The organism is Nocardioides aequoreus (assembly GCF_000720335.1).
Lineage (GTDB): Bacteria > Actinomycetota > Actinomycetes > Propionibacteriales > Nocardioidaceae > Marmoricola > Marmoricola aequoreus.
In genome coordinates this window covers 114,318-135,280 of record NZ_JOJN01000008.1, presented here as the reverse complement: position 1 = coordinate 135,280, position 20,963 = coordinate 114,318, and the positions used below count along the sequence as shown (strand labels likewise).

At 74.5% G+C, this 20,963-nt stretch carries 23 protein-coding genes and 1 tRNA gene; 4 read left to right on the top strand and 20 right to left on the bottom strand.

The genetic code is table 11. From position 1 onward, the window contains the following. Positions 1–61 precede the first annotated feature (61 nt). From IG63_RS0115745 to IG63_RS0115735, 3 genes are read left to right on the top strand one after another with little or no spacing between them, the layout of a single operon-like run. Positions 62–790 (top strand): hypothetical protein, encoded by a 729-nt coding sequence (locus IG63_RS0115745; protein WP_030485308.1) that lies wholly within the window; start codon positions 62–64, stop codon positions 788–790. A 16-nt stretch (positions 791–806) separates the two neighbouring features. After that, the gene (locus IG63_RS0115740) at positions 807–2,501 is read left to right on the top strand and encodes a sensor histidine kinase (RefSeq protein WP_030485307.1); all 1,695 of its coding nucleotides are present in this window, start codon (positions 807–809) and stop codon (positions 2,499–2,501) included. Further along, positions 2,498–3,118 carry a response regulator transcription factor gene (locus tag IG63_RS0115735; RefSeq protein WP_030485306.1) on the top strand — a complete coding sequence of 207 codons (621 nt, stop codon included), beginning with the start codon at positions 2,498–2,500 and terminating at the stop codon, positions 3,116–3,118. The genes IG63_RS0115740 and IG63_RS0115735 overlap by 4 nt, the downstream gene beginning before the upstream one ends. 3 nt (positions 3,119–3,121) lie before the next feature. Here the strand turns inward: IG63_RS0115735 and IG63_RS0115730 are convergent, their stop codons facing one another. After that, positions 3,122–3,496, bottom strand: coding sequence for a DUF1304 domain-containing protein (locus IG63_RS0115730; RefSeq protein WP_030485305.1), 375 nt, complete (start codon positions 3,494–3,496; stop codon positions 3,122–3,124). 24 nt (positions 3,497–3,520) lie between these two features. Next, positions 3,521–4,018, bottom strand: coding sequence for a hypothetical protein (locus IG63_RS0115725; RefSeq protein WP_030485304.1), 498 nt, complete (start codon positions 4,016–4,018; stop codon positions 3,521–3,523). A 112-nt stretch (positions 4,019–4,130) separates the two neighbouring features. Here IG63_RS0115725 and IG63_RS22770 point away from each other — a divergent pair, with 112 nt between their 5' ends. Beyond that, the gene (locus tag IG63_RS22770) at positions 4,131–4,382 is read left to right on the top strand and encodes a hypothetical protein (protein WP_157210229.1); all 252 of its coding nucleotides are present in this window, start codon (positions 4,131–4,133) and stop codon (positions 4,380–4,382) included. Here the strand turns inward: IG63_RS22770 and IG63_RS20920 are convergent. The 18 genes from IG63_RS20920 to IG63_RS20915 form a co-directional block, all read right to left on the bottom strand. Continuing rightward, positions 4,324–5,076, bottom strand: a complete 753-nt coding sequence (locus tag IG63_RS20920; protein ID WP_245604462.1) for an ATP-binding cassette domain-containing protein — start codon at positions 5,074–5,076, stop codon at positions 4,324–4,326. The two genes, IG63_RS22770 and IG63_RS20920, sit on opposite strands and share 59 nt — an antisense overlap. A 5-nt stretch (positions 5,077–5,081) precedes the next feature. Continuing rightward, positions 5,082–5,771 (bottom strand): ATP-binding cassette domain-containing protein, encoded by a 690-nt coding sequence (locus IG63_RS23630; RefSeq protein ID WP_157210227.1) that lies wholly within the window; start codon positions 5,769–5,771, stop codon positions 5,082–5,084. Further along, positions 5,768–6,610, bottom strand: a complete 843-nt coding sequence (locus IG63_RS0115715; protein WP_084597243.1) for an ABC transporter permease — start codon at positions 6,608–6,610, stop codon at positions 5,768–5,770. The genes IG63_RS23630 and IG63_RS0115715 overlap by 4 nt, the downstream gene beginning before the upstream one ends. Beyond that, on the bottom strand, positions 6,607–7,623 hold the full coding sequence (locus IG63_RS0115710; protein WP_211249350.1) for an ABC transporter permease: 1,017 nt from the start codon (positions 7,621–7,623) through the stop codon (positions 6,607–6,609). The genes IG63_RS0115715 and IG63_RS0115710 overlap by 4 nt, the downstream gene beginning before the upstream one ends. Beyond that, complete coding sequence (locus IG63_RS0115705) at positions 7,611–9,179, bottom strand: ABC transporter substrate-binding protein (RefSeq protein ID WP_051706972.1); 1,569 nt, start codon at positions 9,177–9,179, stop codon at positions 7,611–7,613. The genes IG63_RS0115710 and IG63_RS0115705 overlap by 13 nt, the downstream gene beginning before the upstream one ends. 464 nt (positions 9,180–9,643) lie before the next feature. Next, a tRNA-Ala gene (locus IG63_RS0115700) sits at positions 9,644–9,716 on the bottom strand. Positions 9,717–9,799: 83 nt separating this feature from the next. Then, positions 9,800–10,429: a histidine phosphatase family protein gene (locus tag IG63_RS0115695; RefSeq protein WP_030485300.1), complete on the bottom strand. Its 630-nt coding sequence runs from the start codon at positions 10,427–10,429 to the stop codon at positions 9,800–9,802. Next, positions 10,422–10,799, bottom strand: coding sequence for a ribosome silencing factor (gene rsfS, locus IG63_RS0115690; protein WP_030485299.1), 378 nt, complete (start codon positions 10,797–10,799; stop codon positions 10,422–10,424). The genes IG63_RS0115695 and rsfS overlap by 8 nt, the downstream gene beginning before the upstream one ends. Before the next feature lie 10 nt (positions 10,800–10,809). Beyond that, positions 10,810–11,466: a nicotinate-nucleotide adenylyltransferase gene (gene nadD, locus IG63_RS0115685; RefSeq protein WP_169741806.1), complete on the bottom strand. Its 657-nt coding sequence runs from the start codon at positions 11,464–11,466 to the stop codon at positions 10,810–10,812. Continuing rightward, a complete protein-coding gene (locus IG63_RS22760) occupies positions 11,463–11,633 on the bottom strand; it encodes a hypothetical protein (RefSeq protein ID WP_157210225.1) in 171 nt (56 codons plus the stop codon). The genes nadD and IG63_RS22760 overlap by 4 nt, the downstream gene beginning before the upstream one ends. 44 nt (positions 11,634–11,677) lie before the next feature. Then, on the bottom strand, positions 11,678–12,136 hold the full coding sequence (locus tag IG63_RS0115675; protein ID WP_030485297.1) for a hypothetical protein: 459 nt from the start codon (positions 12,134–12,136) through the stop codon (positions 11,678–11,680). Further along, the gene (locus IG63_RS0115670; RefSeq protein ID WP_030485296.1) at positions 12,133–13,380 is read right to left on the bottom strand and encodes a glutamate-5-semialdehyde dehydrogenase; all 1,248 of its coding nucleotides are present in this window, start codon (positions 13,378–13,380) and stop codon (positions 12,133–12,135) included. Before IG63_RS0115670 ends, IG63_RS0115675 begins: the two co-directional genes overlap by 4 nt. A gap of 29 nt (positions 13,381–13,409) precedes the next feature. Then, positions 13,410–13,727 (bottom strand): hypothetical protein, encoded by a 318-nt coding sequence (locus IG63_RS0115665; protein WP_157210224.1) that lies wholly within the window; start codon positions 13,725–13,727, stop codon positions 13,410–13,412. Positions 13,728–13,825: 98 nt separating this feature from the next. Then, positions 13,826–14,962, bottom strand: a complete 1,137-nt coding sequence (gene proB / locus IG63_RS0115660; protein WP_030485294.1) for a glutamate 5-kinase — start codon at positions 14,960–14,962, stop codon at positions 13,826–13,828. Further along, a complete protein-coding gene (gene obgE / locus IG63_RS0115655) occupies positions 14,959–16,461 on the bottom strand; it encodes a GTPase ObgE (protein ID WP_030485293.1) in 1,503 nt (500 codons plus the stop codon). The genes proB and obgE overlap by 4 nt, the downstream gene beginning before the upstream one ends. 95 nt (positions 16,462–16,556) lie before the next feature. Then, positions 16,557–16,814, bottom strand: coding sequence for a 50S ribosomal protein L27 (gene rpmA / locus IG63_RS0115650; protein ID WP_030485292.1), 258 nt, complete (start codon positions 16,812–16,814; stop codon positions 16,557–16,559). Between the two features lie 49 nt (positions 16,815–16,863). Beyond that, positions 16,864–17,166, bottom strand: a complete 303-nt coding sequence (gene rplU, locus IG63_RS0115645) for a 50S ribosomal protein L21 (RefSeq protein ID WP_030485291.1) — start codon at positions 17,164–17,166, stop codon at positions 16,864–16,866. 206 nt (positions 17,167–17,372) lie between these two features. Further along, positions 17,373–20,948 carry an Rne/Rng family ribonuclease gene (locus tag IG63_RS20915; protein WP_245604461.1) on the bottom strand — a complete coding sequence of 1,192 codons (3,576 nt, stop codon included), beginning with the start codon at positions 20,946–20,948 and terminating at the stop codon, positions 17,373–17,375. Between the last annotated feature and the right edge of the window lie 15 nt (positions 20,949–20,963).

Below are 20,963 nucleotides of genomic sequence, written 5' to 3'. Positions count from 1 at the left end.
TCCCGCCCGGGACGTCCCGGGGCGAGCGTGCGGTCCTGAGCACCCGACCCAGGAGGACCCCATGAGCACCGCTGACCTGCTCGGCACCCCCGCCGATCCCCCGCGACCACACGACCACACGGACGACCCGCACACCGAGGAGCGACGGCGGCTGCTGCGCACGGCGGGACGGGCCGGCGTGGGTGGCTTCGTCGCCTGGCTGTGCCAACCGCTCCTGGTGGCGCTGCTCTCGTCCTCCGACACCGACGTGCCGACCCTGGAGACGCTGGAGGCGGCGCCCTGGGTGGGCACCGTCGAGGTCGTCCTCTTCTCGGTGATCGGCGGCTGCCTGCTCACGCTCGTGCTCGCCACGTGGCGGGTCCTGCGCCTGTCCCGGCCGCACGCGTCCGTGGCGAGCACGGTGGGGCTGGTCATGGGACTCGTGGCGGGCGCGGGCTGGCTGCTCGCGGCCGCGGGGTCGCTGAGCCTCTACACCTCGGTGGGCGCCGGGCTGGCCGACGTCTCCCCGCGTGCCGAGGTGCAGGCGGCCGCGCTGCAGGCGTCGTACGTCGCGATCACGGCCGCGCTCGTGCTCGTCGCGGTGGGCTCGACCGGCTGGTACGTCATGCTCCTCACCGCCGGCCGGCGCTCCGGCCTCGTCGGCACGCCCCTCGCCGTGGTGCTCGCACTGCTGCTGCTGGGGCCCGCCCACCAGCTCGCCGCCCCCTGGGCCGCGCCCTGGGGCCTGGTCACCTTCGTGCTCGGCTCGCTGGTGCTCGGCATCGCGATGCTGGTCAAGGCACGACGCTGAGCGTCAGGATCAGCCCATGACCGCGGAGGTCCTGGCGAGGGCGGGCGAGGTCGCGGTGGTCGCGACCGCGCTCACCCTCGCCGCCCTCGTGGTGGGGCACGCCGTCCTGCGCTCGCGAGGCGGTCGCCGCTGGGTCGCCGTCGCGGCCGTGCTCCTCGTGTACGCCGCCATGGCCGCACCCGGCCTGGCGCCGCTGTGGTTCGCGGCCTTCCCCCTGGTCGCGGCCACCTTCCCCGACGGCAGGGTGACACCGCGCTGGCTGGCGCTGCCCGTCCTGGCGTGCGTCGTCCTGACCGCCCTGGAGCTGGCCAGCGGCGGCGCCTGGAGCGAGCTGCCCTGGTGGCCGTGGTTCGCGATGAGCCAGCTGCTGCTCCTGGTCGGACCGGTCGTGCGCTACCGCCGCCGCGCGACCACCGCGGAGCGCGTGGCGGTGCGGTGGGTGCTGCTCGGTGTCCTGCTGACCCTCGCCGGCTACGCCGTCACGCAGGCGGCGTTCGGCGCGATCGGGACGGGCAGCCCGGGTGCCCGGCTCGGCGCCAGCCTCGCGATCCTGCCCGTGATGCTCGGGCTCGCCGTCGGGCTCGTGGCCCCGGCTGCCGTCGACGTCGACGCCGCCCTGCACGTCGTCACCGCGACGCTGCTCACCGTCAGCGGCCTGACGCTCGTCGTGCTCGCCGTGCCGGCGGAGACCTGGGTGCGCGTCGTGGTGGTGTCGCTGCTCGGTGCCCCCACCGCCCTCGCCGCGCGGAGAGCCGCCGACTGGCTGGTCTACCGCAGCCGCCCCGACCCTCAGCGTGCCGTCGACCGCATGCTCGTGAGGCTGAGCACCCCCTCCGGCCACGACGACGCGGCACGCGTGGTGCTGGAGGCGGTGGTCGACGCGGCGTACCTGGCGGGCGGGCGCATCAGCGGCGACTGGTTCGACGCCGTGGAGATCGGTACGCCGGACGCGGCCGTCCGCTCCCAGGTGGACTTCCGGGGCGAGCCGCTGGCGACGCTCGAGCTGGCGCCGCGCCGTGGCGAGTCGGACCTCACCCGTCGGGACCGGCGGGTGGTGGCGGCCCTGGTCGCCCAGGCGGCCCCGTCGCTGGAGGCCGCGCGCACGCTCGCGGCGCTGCAGGAGTCACGCACCCGCGTGGTCGCCGCGCGGGAGGAGGAGCGCCGTCGGCTGCGACGCGAGCTGCACGACGACCTCGGTCCCACCCTCTCCGGCATCGCGTTGAGCGCCTCGGCCCTCGCCACCACGACCGGCTCCGCCGACGCGGCCGAGCTGCACCGGGAGATCCGGCAGGCCGTGACCCGCTCGCGCGAGCTCGCCTACGGCCTGCGTCCGCCGGTGCTCGACGACCACGGGCTGGTGGCCGCGGTGCACGACCGGGTGGGCGGCCCCGACCTCCGGCTCGAGGCCCCCGGCGTCCTCGACCTCCCGGCGGCGGTCGACCTCGCGGCCCTGCGGATCACGCAGGAGGCCGTCACCAACGCACGCCGCCACGCGCCCGGGTCGACGGTGCGCGTCCACCTGCGGGTGGAGTCGGGATGCCTGCTCCTCGACGTCGACGACGACGGTCCCGGGCTGCCGGTGGAGGTCCGCGCGGGCGTCGGGATGCACGCGCTCGCCGAGCGCGCGGCGGAGGTCGGCGGCACCGCCCGCTACGACCGCACCGGGCCCGGGTGCCGGCTGCGCGTGGCACTGCCCCTGGTGGCACCGTGACCAGGGTCGTCGTCGTCGACGACCACCCGGTCTTCCGCCGGGGTCTGGTGGGGATGCTGCGGGCCAGCGGTCACGAGGTCGTCGGCCAGGCGTCGGGAGGTCTCGAGGCGGTCGAGGTCGTCGCCGACGTCCAGCCGGAGGTGGTGCTGATGGACCTGGCGATGCCCGACGGCGACGGCTTCACCGCCACCGCCCGGATCAGGGCCGAGCACCCGGACGTGGCGGTCGTGGTCGTGACCCTCTTCTCCGACGAGGGCTCCGTGCGTCGCGCTCTCGACGCGGGCGCCACGGCGTACGTCGGCAAGCATGCGGAGCCCGAGCAGATCGTCGCCGCCGTGGACGCCGCCCGAGACGGCGGGCTGTGGATCGGCGGCGGCGTCGAGCGGCCCGGCTTCGGGACCCCCGCGGCCGCACCCGACCTGCCGGGGGGCCTGACCCCACGCGAGGTGGTGATCGGCGACCTCCTCAGCCGGGGCCTGACCAACCCCATGATCGCCGGGCGCCTCGGCCTGTCGACCAAGACCGTGGCCAACTACGTCTCGTCGGTGGTGCTCAAGCTGGGCGCCGAGGACCGGGTCCACGCCGGCCGGATCGTGCGGGCCCACCGCAGGGCGTGAGGCTCACGCCAGCAGCAGGAGCAGCAGCGTGAGAGCCGGGAGGAGCCCCTGCACGACGGCGGGTCGCACCTTGCCGCGGTCGGAGAGGACCAGCACCAGGGCCGCGGCCAGCATCGACCCGACACTGAGCACGAGCAGGGCCGTGCCGACCGCGCGGTCGGTGCCCACGAGCAGGGCGCCGGCGACCGCCCCTGCGGCCAGGAAGAGGTTGTAGAAGCCCTGGTTGTAGGCGAGCTGCCGAGTCGTCTCGGCCGTCTCCGCCGTGGTGCCGAAGACCCGCCGTGTCGAGGGGTGGGTCCAGCGCAGCGACTCCAGCACGAAGATGTAGACGTGCACGGCCGCGGCGAGGCCGGCGAGCAGCTGCGCGACGAGGAGCACGGGTGGAGCCTAGTGCCGCGCGACCTAGAGCAGCTCGCTCGCCCAGGAGCCTCCCACCAGCACCGCGGTGAGCAGCGGGTTGGCCACCGCCAGCACCAGACCGACGACGCCGCAGCTGCGCGCCGTGCCACGGAGCGGCTCGCCGCCGCGGGTCAGGCCGGCGAGGTGGGCCGCGGTCGCGCCGAGCATGCCGGGCATCCCGCACCAGAAGAAGGCCAGCGCCGGGACGCACAGCACACCGAAGCCGATCGCTCCCGCCTGCGCCCGTCGTCCGCTGAGGTAGCGGGCGCCGACGAGCGAGACCACCAGCCCCAGCGTGCCGAAGCCGAGCACGCCCGCGAGCTGCTCGCCCAGCGAGCGTGGCTGGTCGCCGCTGCCGACGTAGCCGAGGGCGATCTCGGCGGTGATGCTGAGGCTCATCACGAGGACGTTGACCACGTAGACCGTGCCGATCAGCGCGGCGTACGACGGCGCGCGGGTGGTGGCGACGGCGGTGCGAGGACCGGGGGTGTGCGTGCTCATGGCGGCAGCGTGGACCGGACGGCGTCCCGCGATGGTCCTCCCGGCGTCCCGCGCGGTCCCGGGCCGTCCCGCGACTGCTGCGCACGGCCCCGCCGCGGCGCAGGCTGCCGCCATGAGCACCCCGCCCCGCCGCCTCCTCACCGACCTGGCCCTCCGCCTGCTCCTCCTCGGCCTCGTGGCCGGCGTGGGTCTCGGCGCCTGGATGGTCGCCCGGCACGAGCGCACCTTCGCCCCCGAGGCGGTCGGGGTGGCCGCCGCCCTGGTGACCGCCGCCCTCGCCGGCCCCGGCCTCGTGCGACGGCGCGTCAGCCCAGGGGCAAGTCCCGGTGGGCCACGGCGGCGGCCAGGTCGGCGTCATGGGTGATCCACAGCAGTGCGGCGCCCTCCTGGACGACCTCCTCCACCAGGCAGGCGGTGGTGCGCTCCTGGGTGAGCAGGTCGAGCCGCGAGGTGGCCTCGTCGGCCAGCACCAGCGCCGGTCGCGTCAGCATCGCGCGCACCACCGCCAGTCGCTGCAGCTCGCCTCCCGAGACCTGGCCCGGACGCCGCTCGAGCAGCTCGGGCCGCAGGGCGACGGCGTCGAGCAGCTGCTCGAGCCGCCCCGGCGCGGCACCGTGCAGCCGGGCGACGTCGCCGAGCGCACGGCCCAGGGAGACCGCGGGCGGGAACGACAGCGCAGGGTCCTGGTAGAGCTTCTGGCACCGCCCCGGACCTGCCTCCGCGGTGCGTCGTACGGCGCCGCCGTCGATGCCGGTGAGCCCCAGCAGCACGTTGCCCAGCGTGCTCTTGCCGGAGCCGCTCGGCCCGCTGACCGACCACCGCTCCCCCGCGCCGATCCGGAGGTTCACCGCACTCAGCACGACCTGCTCGCCGTAGCGCTTGGTCACGCCGTCGGCCACGACGAGCTCGGTCCCCTCGGCGTACGACGAGGCGCCGGCGACCCACGGGTGGCGCCACCGCGCGGGCTCGGCCGCGACGAGACGGCGGCTGTAGTCGTGGGACGGACGGTCGAGGACGTCGTCGACGGAGCCGCGCTCGACGACTTCCGCGTCGCGCATCACCATCACCTCGCCGCCGAGCCGGCGCGCCAGCCGCAGGTCGTGGGTGATGGTGAGGAGCAGCCCGCCGCGCTCCAGGTGGGCGAGCAGCAGCTCGGCGAGCCGGTCGACCGCGACGGCGTCGAGGCCCTTCGAGGGCTCGTCGACGACGAGCACGGGCGCGCCGCCGAAGGTGGCCGCGGCGTACGCCACGCGCTGGGCCATGCCGCCCGACAGCGTGTGGGGGTACGCCGCCCCGGCCGCACCGACGCCGAGCCCCGCCAGCGACTCCTCGGCCGCCCCCAGAGCCGCCCGCCGGTCCGACGCCCGTAGCCCGGGACGCCCTCGGCGACCTGGTGCCGCACCCGCATCGTCGGGTCGAGCGCCAGCGCCGGCTCCTGCGGGAGCAGCGCGAGCTGCCGGCCCCACAGCCGCCTGCGGGAGCGCCGGTCGGCCAGGTCGTGCGCCGGGCCGGCGCCGAGCGTCATCCGGCCCGAGACCTCCAGCTCGGGCGCCGAGGTGCCCATCAGGGCGTGGGCCAGCAGCGACTTGCCCGAGCCGCTCTCGCCCACGACGGTCAGGGCGCGCCCCGGCTCCAGCCGCACGTCGCCGACGTCGACGAGCGTGCGGCCGGCGTGGCCGACCCGCACCCGGTCGACCACGAGGTCGGGGGTCCGGTTGGCGGTGGCCGGGTGGGCGGGACGGGTGGCGGTCATGCGGGCACCTCCGAGCGACGCAGCCCGAGGAAGCCCACGGTCAGGCAGAAGAGCACCGCGACCGGGGCGAGCGCCATCCAGGGGGCCACGTCGTAGTAGGGGAAGGACTCGGTGATCATCAGGCCGAGCTCGGCGCGCGGCGGCTGCAGCCCGACCTTGACGAAGCCGAGGGTCGACATCGCCAGGATGGAGGTGACCATCCCGAGCGAGGCCAGCGTGGTCAGCAGGGGACGCACGTCGGGCCACAGGTGGCGGCGTACGACGTGCCACGGGCCGAGCCGCAGCAGGCCGGCGGCCTCCACCGCGGCCGACCCGAGCACCCGCTCGCAGCGCGAGCGCACCACGCGGAAGTACTCCACCCACTGCGCCAGCGCGAGGCCGACGTAGAGCGCGACCACGCTGCCGTCGGCGGCGGTGGCCGCCACGAGCAGCACGACCAGCAGCGCGGGTACCGCCACGAAGGTCTCCGAGACCGCCCGCAGCACCGCGTCGAGCCAGCCGCCGCGCCACGCGGCGAGCACGCCGAGCGCGGTGCCGACCACCAGGGCGGTCGCCACGCAGAGCGCGGCCAGGACGAGGGAGAGCCGGGTCGCGTGGGCGACCCGCGCCAGCACGCTGCGGCCGTAGTCGTCGCGCCCCAGCGGCTCGCTCCACGTCGGCGGCTGCAGGTAGCGGTCGAGGTCCTGCGCGGTGGGGTCGCCGAGCAGCCACGGGCCCACGAGCGCGAAGGCCACGAGGACACCGAGCAGCGACGCGCTCAGCACCCGCCCGCGGGAGCGCCGTCGTACGACCGGACGGACGACCTCCTCGGGCACGACCTCCCGGGCGAGCGCGCTCATGCCGCCACCGCCCGTCGGCCACGCGGACGGGGGTCGAGCCACCGCACCGTCAGGTCGACGGCCGTGTTGACCGCGACGATGAGCAGGGCGAGCAGCAGCGCGGTGGCCTGCAGCACCGGTACGTCGCGCCAGAAGACGGCGTGCACCAGGGCGTGGCCCAGGCCCTGCCAGCCGAAGAGGCTCTCGACCACGACGACGCCCTCGACGAGGACCACCACCTGCACCCCGAGGTAGGGCACCAGGACGACGGCGGCGTTGCGCACCACGTGGCGCGCCAGCACCAGCCGCTCCGAGAGCCCCTTGGTGCGGGCGAAGCGCACGTGCTCGCTCGCGCGGACCTCCACGATCGCGTCGCGGGTGACCCGGGCGACCAGGCCCGACAGCCCGAGTCCGAGCGTCAGGGCCGGCAGTGCCAGCGTGCTCGCGCTGCCGTGGCCGGCGGCGGGCACCAGCCCGAGGCTGACCGAGACCACCAGCACGAGCAGCAGCCCGAGCAGGAAGGGCGGCAGCGCCCGCACGCTCGCCACCCACGCCGTGGCCAGCCGGTCGAGCACACCTCCCGGGCGGGCCGCGGCGAGCGTCCCCACGGCCCCGCCGACCAGCACCGCCACGAGCAGCGCGGCGAGCGTCAGCTGCAGCGTGCCCGCGAGGTAGTAGGAGACCTCCTCCAGCACCGGCCGCGAGGTCACCAGCGAGGTGCCGAGGTCCAGCTGCGCGAGGTCGCCCAGCCAGCTGCCCAGCTGCGCCCACCAGGGGCGGTCGAGACCGAGCTCGGCCCGCACGGCGTCGGCCGACTCGGCGTCGACCAGGTCGTAGCCGTAGCGGCCCGCCGCGATCCGGTACGCCGCGTCGCCGGGGAGGCGGCGTACGACGACGAAGCAGAGGGTCGAGACGAGCAGCGCCACGCCCAGGGCCTGCAGCGCACGGCGCAGCAGGATCGAGGGCACCGTGTCGCGACGCCGCGGTGGCGTCGTCGTGGCCGGCGGGCGCCCCGGAGCGGTCAGCGTGCCCACGAGACCTCCGAGATGCGCCACGACGACTCCAGCGGGTCGATGACGAAGCCGTCGACCCGCTCGGAGACGGCGGCGTTCATCCGGTACCACGCGACCGGGATCAGCGGCAGCTCCTCCTGCGCGGTGGTCGTGACGACCGCGCGCAGCTCCTCTGCCCGCGCTCCCGAGGCGCCGGCGAGCAGCTCGTCGAGGGCGGCGCCCACCTCGTCGTCGCGCCAGTTCATGGCGCCGAAGTCGGCGCCGTCGGGGGCGAAGGTGTCGGCCACCGTGACGAGCGGGTCGGAGACCAGGGCGAAGTGCCGCGCCAGCAGCCCGAGCTCGAGGGAGTCGTCGGCGTGCCGGCTCGAGATCTCGCTGGAGTTGGTCACGTCGACGCGCAGGTCGTCGCCGATCTCCCGCAGTCCGGCCTGGATGGTCGTCGCGAGCGCGGGCAGCTCGGGCCGGTCGGGGTAGGTGGTCAGGGTGAGCCGCAGCGGCTCGCCGTCGCGCTGCATCATGCCGTCGGCGCCGGCGCTCCACCCGGCCTCCTCCAGCAGCGCACGCGCCGCGGCGACGTCGTGCTCGAGCGGCTCCAGGCCCGGGTCGTTCCACTGCTCCAGCGAGGGCGGCAGCAGCTGCGTGGCAGCGAGCTCGCCCTCGCGCAGCACCGCGTCGGCCATCGACTCGCGGTCGAGACCCATGCTCAGGGCCTGCCGCACCCTCACGTCGCGGAGCACGGGGTGCTCGGCGTCGACCTTCATCAAGATGGTGCGCGGCTGCAGGGTCGACTCCATCGTGGCGCCGTCGGCCGCGTCGACGCGCTGCCGACCGGCGGGCTCGAGACCGAAGGCCACGTCGGCCTGGTCGCCCACGGCCATCAGCGCGCGGGTCTCGGGACGGCTGACCGCCTGGAAGCTCACCCGCTCCACCTCGGGCTGCTCGCCGCGCCACCCGTCGTACGCCGTGGTGGTGATGCTGGCGGGCAGCTCGATGGAGTCGATCCGGTAGGGCCCGGTGCCGATCACCTCGGTGACCGCGCCCGACTCGTCGTACGACGCCGGGGCGAGCACGGAGGTGCTGTAGTGCGTGAGCACGGCCGGCAGCGTCAGCGACGGCGACGACATCCGCACGGTGACGTCCTGCCCCTCGCATGTGATCTCCTGCAGCGGGGTGTCGGCCAGCGGGCTCGCGGCCTCCTCGGCCGCGCGGGTCAGCGCCTCGGCCACGGCCTCGCCGGTGACCGGCGTGCCGTCGTGGAAGGTGGCGCCGTCGGGGAGGGCGAACTCCCAGGTGCGACCGCCGTCCGGGCTCTCCCACGACTCGGCCAGACCCGGCGCCAGCTCGCCCTGAAGGTCGCTGGTGACCAGCGTCTCGGTCACCTCGAGCCGGGTGAAGAGCGCGTCGCTGGTGGCCGGGGCGAGGTCGTGCACCTCCATCGGGCTCACCACCCGCAGCGTGTCGCCACCACCGCCGCCCGCCGCCTCCCGGCGCTCCCCCACGCCGCACGCCGCGGTCGCCAGCAGCATCACCGCCGTCGCCGCCGCCGCGCCCGAGCGCGTGCCCCGCCATCCCTCCATACCCACCTGGTGCCTCCTCGTCGTCCTGGAGGCTGCACCGTATTGAGAATGATTCTCAGGGTCAAATGCGGTGTGGCGGTGCGGCTTGATCACCTCGGGACCCGGATCGACCGCGAGCGACGCCCACCCGTCGCATGTGCGCGCGCATGCGACGGGTCGGCGTACAGATGAGACGGGTCGGCGTACAGACGCGACGGGTCGGCGTACAGACGCGACGGGTCGGCGCGCAGATGAGACGGGTCGGCGTACAGACGCGACGGGTCGGCGCGCAGATGAGACGGGTCGGCGTACAGCTGAGACGGGTGGAGGACCCCGGAAACGACCGAAGGCCACCGCGAGAATCGCGGTGGCCTTCATGTCCGGTGGAGCTGAGGATGGACGACACCGCCGATACCAGCTGCGCCAGGCACACCCAGAAAACGCCCGAAGGCCACCGCGAGAATCGCGGTGGCCTTCGTGTCCGGTGGAGCTGAGGGGACTCGAACCCCTGACCCTTTGCATGCCATGCAAATGCGCTACCAGCTGCGCCACAGCCCCGGGAGCCCGACGCGAACTGCCGTCTGGGCAACGACCGGAATACTACTGGCCGCCTCCGGGGGAGGCCAATCGGGGGGTCCCCCTCAGGCGGGCACGACCACGTCGTACGCCGTCAGCCGGAGCCGGCCGCCGCGCTCGGTGACCTCGACCCAGCCGCAGTTGCGGATGGAGCCGAAGGCGGCGTACGCCTCGCCCGGCAGGTCGAGCAGCCGGGTGAGGCCCACGCGCATGGCGGCGCCGTGGGTGACGACGACGCCGGTCTCCCCCGGCGCGAGCCGGTCGACGGCCTCGCGGAGGGCGGGACCGATGCGCTCGGCGACCTCCTCGACCCGCTCGGCGCCGGGCACGTCGAGCAGCGTGTGGCCGTCGGGAGGCTCGTACGCCGTGCCGGCGCGCTCGGCGTACTCGGCGGCAGTGAGGCCGGTGCGGGCGCCGGTGTCGTACTCGCGCAGGCGCGGGTCCTCGACCGCGGTCAGCCCGGTCGCCTTCTCGAGCAGCGCGGCGGTCTGGCGGGCGCGGGCGAGGTCGCTGCACACCAGCACCGACGGCTCGTACGCCGCGAGCACCTCGGCGGTGCGCTCGGCCTGCTCCCGCCCCTGGTCGTCGAGCCCGATGTCCTCGTGGCCCTGGGCGCGCCCCTCGGCGTTCCACGCCGTGCGACCGTGCCGCAGCACGACCAGGCGACGGCCCTGCCCGGGGGAGGGGTCAACCACGGCCGGAGACGACGTCGGCCGGCAGCTCGAGGCTGGGGCAGTCGCGCCAGAGCCGCTCGAGGGCGTAGAACTCGCGCTCCTCGGTGTGCATCACGTGCACCACGATGTCGGCGAAGTCGAGCAGCACCCAGCGGCCCTCGTGGTGACCCTCGCGGCGCACGGTCTTGGCGCCCGCCTCGCGCATGCGGTCCTCGACCGCCTCGACCACGGCCCTCACCTGGCGCTCGTTGCCGGCCGTGACCAGCACGAAGGCGTCCGTGATCGCCAGCTGCTCGGAGACGTCGAAGGCGATGATGTCCTCGCCCAGCTTGTCGGCCGCGGCGCGGGCGGCGACGTGCACCAGCGCGACGGCCTCGTCGGTCGCGGTCATCGTGGGCACCTCATGAGGGGCTCCTCTCGGCGTAGAGGTCGTGCTTGGCGATGTACTGCACGACGCCGTCGGGCACGAGGTACCAGACCGGCTCGCCCTTGGCGCGGCGATCACGGCAGTCGGTGGAGGAGATCGCCAGGGCGGGGATCTCCAGGATGGTCACCCGGTCGGTCGGGATGCCGTCGAGCGTCGAGGGGTCCATCTCGTAGCCGGGGCGGGTGCAGCCGACGAACTGCGCCAGCGCGAAGAGCTCGTCGGCGTCGCGCCAGGTGAAGATGTCGGCCAGCGCGTCGGCGCCGGTGATGAAGTAGAGGTCGCTGTCGGGGAAGCGCAGCTGCAGGTCGTGCAGCGTGTCGACGGTGTACGTCGGGCCGCCCCGGTCGATGTCGACGCGGCTGACGGTGAAGCGCGGGTTGGACGCGGTGGCGACCACGGTCATCAGGTAGCGGTGCTCGGCGGGGCTGACCTCGCGGCTCGCCTTCTGCCAGGGCTGCCCGGTGGGCACGAAGACCACCTGGTCGAGGTCGAACCAGGCCTGCACCTCGCTCGCGGCCACGAGGTGGCCGTGGTGGATGGGGTCGAAGGTGCCGCCCATGACCCCGACGCGCCGACGGCGGCCGCGGTCCTCGGTGGTGTCCGCGACGACCGCGGGGTCCGACGTGCTCAGGAGTGATCGCGTCCCTTGCCGAAGGACATCAGCGCGATCACCGAGCCCAGCAGGACGACGAGCGCGCCGCCGCCGATGACGAGGGCCCCGAGGAGCCCGCTCTCCTCGCCCCCGGCCTCGGACATGGGCAGGAGCAGCAGCAACACGGTGGCCAGCAGCGTCGACATGGCGCGCAGCCTATCGGCCCGCCGTGACCGGTGCGGCCAGGCCCTCACCGGACGACGAGCCCGACGCCGAGCAGCAGCGCGAGGAAGAAGAGGGTGCGACCGGCGATGCCGGTCACCACGAAGACCACGACGTTCATCCGGAGCATCCCGGCGAGCACGGCCATGACGAAGAAGGGCGGGAAGCCGATCGCCGCGGAGACGAAGTTGAGCAGGCCGCTGCGCACCGGACGCCCCTCGACCTGCCCCCGCCAGCGCTCGAGCTGGGCCTGCCGCTTCGGCGAGCTCGCCCGCCGCCGCACGAAGCGCAGGTCGATCGCGCCCAGCGAGGCGTAGTACCAGACCAGCTTGCCGAGGTTCTGCCCCACCGAGCCGACCAGCGCGAGCTCGAAGGCGCCGCGCTGCTCGGTCTGGGAGTAGACCAAGGCGAGGAAGGCCTCCATGTTGAAGACCGGGATGCTCGAGGAGAGCACCCCGAAGCCGAAGGTCAGGAGGAGCAGCCTCACCTCACGTGGCCGGCGCCGGTCACGACGTACTTGGTGGAGGTCATCTCGGGCAGGCCCATGGGGCCGCGCGCGTGCAGCTTCTGCGTGGAGATCCCGATCTCGGCTCCGAAGCCGAACTCGCCGCCGTCGGTGAAGCGCGTCGAGGCGTTGACGAGCACGGCCGCGGAGTCGACCTCCGCGACGAAGCGCTGCGTCGCAGCCTGGGAGTCGGTGACGATGGCGTCGCTGTGGGACGACGACCAACGGCGGACGTGCTCGAGGGCGGCGTCGAGGTCGGGCACGACGGCCGCGCTGATCTCCAGGCCGAGGTACTCGGTGCCCCAGTCGTCGTCGGTGGCCGCCACCACCCCGTCGTACGCCGCGAAGCCGGCGTCGCCGTGGATCGTCACCCCCGCCTCCTGCAGCGCCCGGACGATGCGGGGCACGAAGGTCTCGGCGAGGTCGGCGTGCACCAGCAGCGACTCCGCGGCGTTGCAGACCGAGGTGCGGTGGGTCTTGGCGTTGAGCACGATCGCCTCGGCCATGTCGAGGTCGGCGTCGCGGTCGACGTAGACGTGGCAGTTGCCCACCCCGGTCTCGATCACGGGCACGGTCGACTCCTCGACCACCGAGCTGATCAGGCCGGCGCCCCCGCGCGGGATCAGCACGTCGACCAGCCCGCGGGCGCGCATCAGCTGCTTGACGGCGTCGTGCCCCTCGCCCGGCACCAGCTGCACCACGTCGGCGGGCAGCCCCGCCTGCGCCGCACCCGCGCGCAGGGCGTCAGCGATCGCGGCGTTGGAGCGCCGGGCGCTCGAGGAGCCGCGCAGCAGCACGGCGTTGCCGCTCTTCAGGCAGATGCCCGCGGCGTCCGCGGTCACGTTGGGACGGGCCTCGTAGACCATGCCGACCACCCCGAAGGGCACCCGCACCTGGCGCAGCTGCAGGCCGTTGGCCAGCGTGGAGCCCCGCACCACCTCGCCGACCGGGTCGGGCAGGCCCGCCACGTCGCGCAGCCCCTGGGCCATCGCCTCGAGGCGGCCCGGGTCGAGCCGCAGCCGGTCGACGAGGTGCTCGCCGGTGCCCGCCTCGCGGGCCGCGGCCACGTCGGCGTCGTTGGCGCGGAGCACGGCGTCGGCGTCGGCGAGCAGGGCGTCGGCCATGGCGAGGAGGGCGGCGTCCTTGGTGGCTCGGGTGGCGACTGCGAGCCGGGTCGCCGCCTCGCGGGCGCGCTCGGCGACCGCGGTGAAGACGGGGTCGGGCATGCCCTCAGCGTAGTGTCGGCCGGCCACCCTCAGGCGTGCTGCCCGTTGGAGGGCCGCCGGTCGCGGATCGACTTCTCCACGATCTCCAGCCCCACGACCTCCCAGTCGGGGAGCCTGGCGGTCTCGCGGTGCTCGGCCCACAGCCGCATCGCCAGCGAGGCGACGTCGAGCATCGACTCCCCCTGGTCCCAGAAGCGGATCTCCGCGGTGTCACCGGTGGTGCTCACGGCGTCGAGGAACGGCCGGTCCTCTGCCAGGCGCTGCATCGCGGCGCGCGCCAGCAGCGGCTCCAGCGGGGTGCCCGCGACCGTCAGGGTCACGTGCCAGTGACGCACGACCTCTTCCACCACTCCCCCTCACAGGGCATCCCCGCACCGCCGCGGTGCCGTCCCAGTCTGTCCGAATGCTGGGCGTCGTCGTGGCGGAATGCGCAGATTCGACGGGTCTACTCGGGGCCCTGCTCGTCGTCGTCGAGCACGACGAGATCGTCGCGGTGCACCACCTCGCGCTCGTACGCCGCCCCCAGCTCGCGGGCGAGGTCGCGGGTCGAGCGTCCGAGCAGACCGGGGAGCTCCTCGGCGTCGTAGTTGACCAGCCCGCGGGCGACGACGACGCCGTCGGGACCCGCCAGCTCGACCGGCTCGCCGGCGCTGAAGCCGCCGACCACCTCGGTGATGCCGGCGGGCAGCAGCGAGGCACGCCGCTCGGTCACGGCCCGCACCGCTCCGGCGTCGATCACCAGGCGTCCCCGCGGATCGGTCGCGTGCGCCAGCCACAGCAACCGGCTGGGACGCCGCCGTCCGGTGGGGTGGAAGAGCGTGCCGACCTCGTCGCCCCGCAGCGCCGCCCCGGCGCGCTTCATGTCGGTGAGCACGACCGGCACGCCCGCCCCGGAGGCGATCCGGGCGGCGTCGATCTTGGTCTCCATGCCGCCCGTGCCGATGCCGGCGGTCCCGGTGCGGCCGATCCGCACGCCGGTGAGGCGGCGTACGTCGGCGACCTCCGCGACCGGCGAGGCCCCGGGCTGGCCCGGCGGGGCGTCGTACAGGGCGTCGACGTCGGAGAGCAGCACCAGCAGGTCGGCGTGGACCAGGTGGGCGACCAGCGCGGCCAGCCGGTCGTTGTCGCCGAAGCGGATCTCGGTCGTGGCGACCGTGTCGTTCTCGTTGACGATCGGCACGGCGCCCAGCTCGAGCAGCTTGTCGAAGGTGCGCTGGGCGTTGCGGTAGTGGCTGCGCCGCGTGACGTCGTCGGCCGTCAGCAGCACCTGGCCGGTGACCAGGTCGTGCCGCGCGAACTCCTCGGTGTAGCGGTGCACCAGCAGTCCCTGCCCGACCGAGGCGGCGGCCTGCTGCCGCGCCAGGTCCCGGGGACGGGTCCGGAAGCGCAGCGGCGCCAGCCCCGCGGCGATGGCGCCGGAGGAGACGAGCACCAGGTCGGCGCCCCGCTCCCGCACCCCCGCCAGGTCGTCGACCAGGCCCGCGACCCGCGCGGGGTCGATGCCCCCGGCGGCCGTGGTCAGCGACGACGAGCCGACCTTCACCACGACGCGCTGCGCCGTGCGGACCTGGGGGCGGGTCACTCCTGCTCCAGCTCCTCGTCGGGCTCCGACTCGGCCAGGCGACGGGCGACGTCGGCCCGCTCCTCGCCCTCGGCCCGGCCGGCCATGCCGGCCTGGATGTCGCGCCGGCGCCGGGCCGCGGGGCGGTCCTCGGTGAAGCGCTCGTCCTCGCCGCGGCGTCCGAGCGACTGGGCGCCGGCCTCGATGCCGGGCTTGAAGTCGAAGACCACGGCGTCGGACGGGTCGCCGATCAGCACCGAGTCGCCCTCCTGGGCGCCGAGCTGCACGAGACGGTCCTCGACGCCCAGCCGGTTGAGCCGGTCGGAGAGGAAGCCGACCGCCTCGTCGTTGCTGAAGTCGGTCTGCCGGATCCAGCGCTCCGGCTTCTCGCCGCGGACCCGCCAGCCGCGGCCGCCCTCGGGCGTGCCGACCTGCTTGACGGTGAACTCCGGGCCGCTGCTGGTCGAGGGCGGCCGGATGACGATGCGCTCCACCGGGGCCGCCACGGTCGCGGCGCGCCGCTGCTGGACGATGGCGGCCATCGCGAAGGACAGCTCGCGCAGGCCCTCGTGGCTGGCCGCGCTGACCGTGAACACGGGCCAGCCGCGCTGCTCGACGTCGGCGCGCACCAGGTCGGCCATGTCACGGCCGTCGGGCACGTCAGCCTTGTTGAGCGCGACCAGGCGGGGGCGGTCGTCGAGGCCGCCGTAGCGCTGCAGCTCCTGCTCGATGACCCCCAGGTCGCCGACGGGGTCGCGGCCCGGCTCCATGGTGGCCAGGTCGACCACGTGCACCAGCGCGGCGCAGCGCTCCACGTGGCGCAGGAAGTCGTGGCCGAGCCCGCGGCCCTCGCTGGCGCCCTCGATCAGCCCCGGCACGTCGGCGACGGTGTAGGTGGTCTCGCCCGCGGTGACCACACCCAGGTTGGGGATCAACGTGGTGAAGGGGTAGTCGGCGATCTTGGGCCGGGCGCGCGAGAGCGCCGCGATCAGGCTGGACTTGCCCGCGCTCGGGAAGCCGACCAGTCCGACGTCGGCGACGACCTTGAGCTCGAGGTGGATGAAGCGGTCCTCGCCGGGCTCGCCCAGCAGCGCGAAGCCGGGGGCCTTGCGCTTCGACGACGCCAGCGCGGCGTTGCCGAGGCCACCCCGGCCGCCCTGCGCCACGACCATCTCCGCGCCGGCTCCGACCAGGTCGCCGAGCACGGTGCCGCGCTCGTCGGTGACGACCGTGCCGTCGGGCACCGCCAGCACCAGGTCCTCGCCGTGGCCGCCGTTGCGGTGGCCGCCGGCCCCGTGACCGCCGTGCGTGGCGACGCGGCGCGACTGGTGGTGGTAATCAACAAGCGTGGTGACGTCGGGGTCGACGCGCAGCACCACCGAGCCGCCCGGCCCGCCGTTGCCGCCGTCGGGGCCGCCGAGCGGCTTGAACTTCTCGCGGTGCACCGAGGCCACACCGTTGCCGCCGCGCCCGGCCACGACGTGCAGTCGGACTCGGTCGACGAAGCTGGGGACGGCCACGGTTGCTCTCCTCGATGCGGGTGAAGACGTGCGACGGGCGCCCCCGATGGTCTCAGGAGCGCCCGTCGCGAAGCAGTGTCAGTGCTGGAGTGGGGTCACTCCCCCGCCGGCACGATGTTGACGACCTTGCGGCCGCGCTTGGTGCCGAACTCCACGTTGCCACCCACCAGGGCGAAGAGGGTGTCGTCACCGCCGCGGCCGACGCCGCTGCCGGGGTGGAAGTGCGTGCCGCGCTGGCGGACGATGATCTCGCCGGCGTTGACCAGCTGGCCGCCGAAGCGCTTCACGCCGAGGCGCTGGGCGTTGGAGTCGCGGCCGTTCTTGGTGGAGGCCGCACCCTTCTTGTGTGCCATGGGGTGTCCTTCGTGGGTTCGTCGTGTCGGAGGCGGCGGGAGACCGGTCTCAGACGGTGATGTCGGTGACCTTGACCTGGGTGTACTTCTGGCGGTGACCCTGGCGCTTCTTGTAGCCGGTCTTGTTCTTGTACTTCTGGATGACGATCTTCGGGCCCTTGGCCGCACCCACGACCTCGACGGTGACGCCGGCCTTGTCGAGACCCGAGGCGGTGACCTGCTCGCCGTCGACCACCATCACGACGGGGAGCGTGAGCGTCTCGCCGACGCCCGTCGCGACCCGGTCGATCTCGATGACGTCGCCCACGGCAACCTTCTGCTGCTTGCTGCCAGCGCGCACGACTGCGTACACGGGTTCACTCTCCTCGGATCAGTGGCCTGGGGGCTCCCTGGCTGCGGGAACCGGATCATGCGGGGTTTTCGTCCGCCCGCGCGTCGTCCGCCCGGAGGCGGGGCGCGGTCAGCGCGAAGGGCGTGCACGACGCACGCCAAGGTCGAACTGTACCGGCGCGCGCACGGGGGGGTCAAAACGGCCCCACCGCGCGCACGGCCGGGTGCTCAGCGCTTGCGCGCCCCCTTGCGCTTGACCGGCACGTGGGCGATGAGCGACCCGTCCTCCGAGGTCTCGGCGGAGTCGTCGGCGTCGGTCTCGGCGGTCTCGCTGCCGGACTCGTCGGCCGGCCCCTGTCCCGCGTCGCCGGTGGGCGCCACCGGCGGTCCGGCCGGGCGGCCGGCACGTCGTCGCCGGGTCGAGGTGACCACGCGGGGGGCAGGGTCGACCGGCTCGGGCTGCGGCTCGGGCTGCGGCTCGGGCTGCGACTCGGACTGGTCCGGGGTGACCGGCTCCCCCACGACGACCTCGTCGGCCGAGGCCGCGTCGTCGACGGCGGGCAGCTCGGGTGCGGCCTCGCCGGTCACGGCATCGCCGACGACCTGCTCCTGCTCCTCGGCGCGGCTCTGGGCCCGGTCCTGCGACTGGTCCCGGTCCTTCGACTGCTCCTGCGGCTGGTCCTGGGACTGGTCCTCGTCGCCCGCGGGCTCGTCGGGACGCTCCTCCGGCGGACGGCTGTTGGCCAGGTCGGCGGGCGACGGCGGGCCGACCGTGCGCGCGGCGGTGGCACTGCCGCTGCCGCTGCCGCTGCCGCTGCCGCTGCCCCGGCCGCTGCCCCCGTCACCGTTGCCGCCGCCGTTGCCGCCGTTGCCGCTGTTGTTGCCGCCGCCGCCTCGGCCGCCCCGGCCGCTGCGGCTCCCACGGCCGCCGCGTCCGCGACCGTCGTCGTCGCTGCGCTGCTTGGGCTCGACCGGGTGGTCGTGCACCACCAGGCCACGGCCCTTGCAGTGCTCGCACTCGTCGGTGAAGGCCTCCAGGAGGCCGGTGCCGATCCGCTTGCGGGTCATCTGCACCAGGCCGAGCGAGGTGACCTCGGCGACCTGGTGGCGGGTCCGGTCGCGTCCGAGGCACTCGACGAGACGGCGCAGCACCAGGTCGCGGTTGGACTCGAGCACCATGTCGATGAAGTCGATGACGATGATGCCGCCGATGTCGCGCAGCCGGAGCTGGCGCACCATCTCCTCGGCGGCCTCGAGGTTGTTCTTGGTGACCGTCTCCTCCAGGTTTCCCCCGGACCCGGTGAACTTGCCGGTGTTGACGTCGACCACGGTCATGGCCTCGGTGCGGTCGATGACCAGCGAGCCACCCGAGGGCAACCACACCTTGCGGTCGAGCCCCTTCGCGATCTGCTCGTCGATCCGGTACGCCGCGAAGGCGTCGCCGGAGCCGTCGGGCTGGTGGTGCTCGAGCCGGTCGCGGAGGTCAGGGGCCAGGTGCGAGACGTAGCCGTCGACCAGGTCCCAGGCGTCGTCGCCCTCCACCACGAGGCGTCCGAAGTCCTCGGTGAAGAGGTCGCGCACCACCTTCAGCGTCAGGTCGGGCTCGCCGTAGAGGAGCTGGGGCGACTTGCCGCCGCTCACCTTGGACTCGATGTCCTGCCACCGGGCGGTGAGGCGCTCGACGTCGAGGGTCAGCTCCTCCTCGGAGGCGCCCTCGGCGGCAGTGCGCACGATCACCCCGGCGCCGTCGGGCACGATCTGCTTGAGCAGCGTCTTGAGGCGGTTGCGCTCGGTGTCGGGAAGCTTGCGGGAGATGCCGGAGGTGTTGCCCTCCGGCACGTAGACCAGGAAGCGGCCCGGGAGGCTCACCTGACCGGTCAGCCGGGCACCCTTGTGGCCGATCGGGTCCTTGGTGACCTGCACCAGGATCGTCTGGCCGGAGGAGAGCACCGACTCGATCTTGCGAGGCTGGCCGTCCTTGTGGCCCAGCGCCTGCCAGTTGACCTCGCCGGCGTACAGCACGGCGTTGCGTCCCTTGCCGATGTCGATGAAGGCGGCCTCCATCGAGGGCAGCACGTTCTGCACCCGGCCGAGATAGACGTTGCCGATCATCGAGGTCTGCGACTCGCGGGCGACGTAGTGCTCGACCAGCACGCCGTCCTCGAGCACCGCGATCTGCGTCAGGTCCTCGCGCTGACGGATCACCATCACCCGGTCGACGGCCTCGCGGCGTGCGAGGAACTCGGCCTCGCTGACGATCGGTGCGCGACGCCGGCCGGCCTCGCGGCCCTCGCGCCGGCGCTGCTTCTTCGCCTCCAGCCGGGTGCTGCCGCTGACGCTGGTGATCTCGTCCTCGGGGTTGCGCCGAGCGGTGTCGCCACCGTCGGAGTCACCCGAGCGGCGCCGCCGCCGTCGGCGTCGGGACCCGCCGCCGGAGCCGGAGTCGCCCCCGGAGTCGCCGTCGGAGTCGCCGTCGGAGTCGCTGCCCTCGGAGTCGCCCTCGGAGTCCGTGTCGCTGTCGGGGCCGGACTGCGACCCGCGCCGCTGCTGGCCGCCACCCTGGGGCTCGGCGTCGGCGCCCTCGCCGTCGTCCCCGGAGCCACCACCGGAGCGACGGCCGCGACGACGACCACCGCGGCGACGACGACGGCGCGAGGCGCCCTCACCGTCGTCCCCGGACTCGTCGCCCTCGTCGCTCTCGTCCGGCTCGCCGGACTCGGTGGACTCGGTCGTCTCGCCGGCGGTGACCTGATCGGTCTCGTCGGGCTCGGCGGTCTGCGCCGAGTCGTCCGCGACCTCGTCGTCGGGGGTGGCCCCCTCGGTCGGCTCGGAGCCCGCGTCGGCGGACCGCTGCCCCGACTTCTTGCCCTTGCCGGACTTCTTGCCGGACTTCTTGCCGGAGCCGGCGGGCTTCTCGCCCTCGTCGGCGGCGTCGGCCGCGCCGTCGGCGTCGTCGCTGCCCTGGCCGGCGTCGGCCGTCGACTTCTTCTTCTTGCCCCCGGACTTCCTCGACGAGGTCCGCGGCGTCGCGTCGTCGGGGCCCTGGGCCCCGGAGGTGTCGCCGCCCGCCACCGCCGTCTCGGTCGGCTCGGTCGCCTCGGTCGCCTCGTCGGCGGCCGGCTCCTCGACCGGGGCGACGCGCTTCTGCGTGCGCTTGCGCGGCGTGGTCCTCGGCGGCGGCTGGAAGAGCGGCATCGCGCCGGTCGCCGGCTCCGCAGCGCCAGGCTCGGCGACAGGCTCGGCGGCCGGCTCCGCGCCGACCTCGTCGGTCGGGGCGGGCGCGTCGGTCGGGGCGACCTCGGCCGCCGCCGCCTTCTTGGTGGTCCGGCGCGCCGCGGTCTTCTTCGCCGGCGCCTTCTTGGTGGTCCGGCGCGCCGCGGTCTTCTTCGCCGGCGCCTTCTTGGCGGCGGTCTTGCGAGCGGCCGCCTTCTTGGCCGGGGGCGCGGCGTCGGGCGACGGCTCGGCGGCGGCCTCGGCGTCAGGTGTCGCGGCAGGAGCCGACTCGGCAGCGGGCGGCTCGACCGCGGGCATGGTCGTGGTGGTGCGGGTCCGCGCGGCGGTCTTGCGGCTGCGGGTGGCCTTCTTCGCCGGCGCCGGGGCCTCGGCGGGCCCGGGGGCGTCCTGCCCGTCTGCGGGGGTCTCGCTGGAGGTGTCGCCGGTCGTGGTGTCGTCGTCGAGCATCGGGGGGAGCTCCTCGGCGGCCAGGGCGGTCTGCCCGGGCTGCGTGTCGGCGTACGCCTCGACATCACGGGCTCTGGCGGAGCGGATGTCAGGACGTGCGCGAAGTCTGTTGTGGTCGACCACACCCTCCGCGGTGTC